A 1,206-nucleotide genomic window follows, 5' to 3' on the forward strand; every position below is an offset into this window, starting at 1 on the left:
ACCGGTGGATCAGGGCTCAGGCCGCCGTCGGCGAGGTCGCCGGCGTGCTCGACGGCATCGAGGGCGCCGTCCGCTCGATGGGGGACCACGTCAGCGAGCTCGCCGACCGGGTGGACGGGGGGTCGCGCGACGGCGTCATGCCGCTCGTGCCGTCCGTCGCCACGCTCGACCGGGAGGTCACGCGGTTCCTCGAGGCGCTGACGGTCTGAGTCCGTCCCCTCAGCCCTCGGCGGGCTTGTCCAGCCCGGACGCGATGAGGTCCATGACCGACGAGTCCGCGAGGGTCGTGACGTCCCCGACCGGCCGGTGCTCCGCGACGTCGCGCAGCAGGCGCCGCATGATCTTGCCGGACCGCGTCTTGGGGAGCTCGTTGACCACGAGGATCGACCGCGGCTTGGCGATCGGCCCGATCTCCCGCGCCACGTGGGCGCGCAGGGTCGTCGCGACGTCGGCGCCCTCGTCCACGCGGTCCGTGTAGTCCGCCCGCAGGATGACGAAGGCCACCACGGCCTGACCCGTCGTCTCGTCGCTCGCGCCGACCACGGCAGCCTCGGCCACCATCGGGTGCGAGACCAGGGCCGACTCGATCTCCGTCGTCGACAGGCGGTGGCCGGAGACGTTCATGACGTCGTCCACGCGGCCCAGCAGCCAGATGTCGCCGTCGTCGTCCTTCTTGGCCCCGTCGCCCGCGAAGTACAGCCCCGGGAAGCGGGACCAGTACGTCTCCTTGAACCGCTGCTCGTCGCCCCAGATGCCGCGCAGCATCGACGGCCACGGCTGGGTCACCACGAGGTAGCCACCGGACCCGTTCGGGACCGGCTTCGCCTCCTCGTCGACGACGTCGACGCTGATCCCGGGCACCGGCGTCTGGGCGGAGCCGGGCTTCGTCGCGGTGACGCCGGGCAGCGGCGAGATCATGGTCGCGCCCGTCTCCGTCTGCCACCACGTGTCGACGACGGGCGTCCGGTCGCCGCCGATGACGCGGCGGTACCACATCCACGCCTCGGGGTTGATGGGCTCCCCGACCGAGCCGAGCACGCGCAGGCTCGACAGGTCGAACTGCCCGGGGATCTCCTCGCCCCACTTCATGCACGTCCGGATCGCCGTCGGGGCCGTGTAGAGGATCGTCACGCCGTACTTCTGGACGACCTCCCACCAGCGGCCCTTGTGCGGGGTGTCCGGCGTGCCCTCGTAGATCACCTGGGT

At 71.8% G+C, this 1,206-nt stretch carries 2 protein-coding genes; one reads left to right on the forward strand and one right to left on the reverse strand.

Annotated elements, in window-relative coordinates:
- Positions 1 to 209 (forward strand): hypothetical protein (locus tag N866_RS21475; protein ID WP_034227738.1); only part of this gene is annotated, 209 nt, incomplete at its 5' end.
- Positions 210 to 219: 10 nt separating this feature from the next.
- Here the strand turns inward: N866_RS21475 and N866_RS14835 are convergent.
- Positions 220 to 1,206: AMP-binding protein (locus tag N866_RS14835; RefSeq protein ID WP_034227740.1), on the reverse strand; the 987-nt coding region annotated here is incomplete at its 5' end.

Source organism: Actinotalea ferrariae CF5-4, assembly GCF_000603945.1.
GTDB classification, from domain to species: Bacteria; Actinomycetota; Actinomycetes; order Actinomycetales; family Cellulomonadaceae; genus Actinotalea; species Actinotalea ferrariae.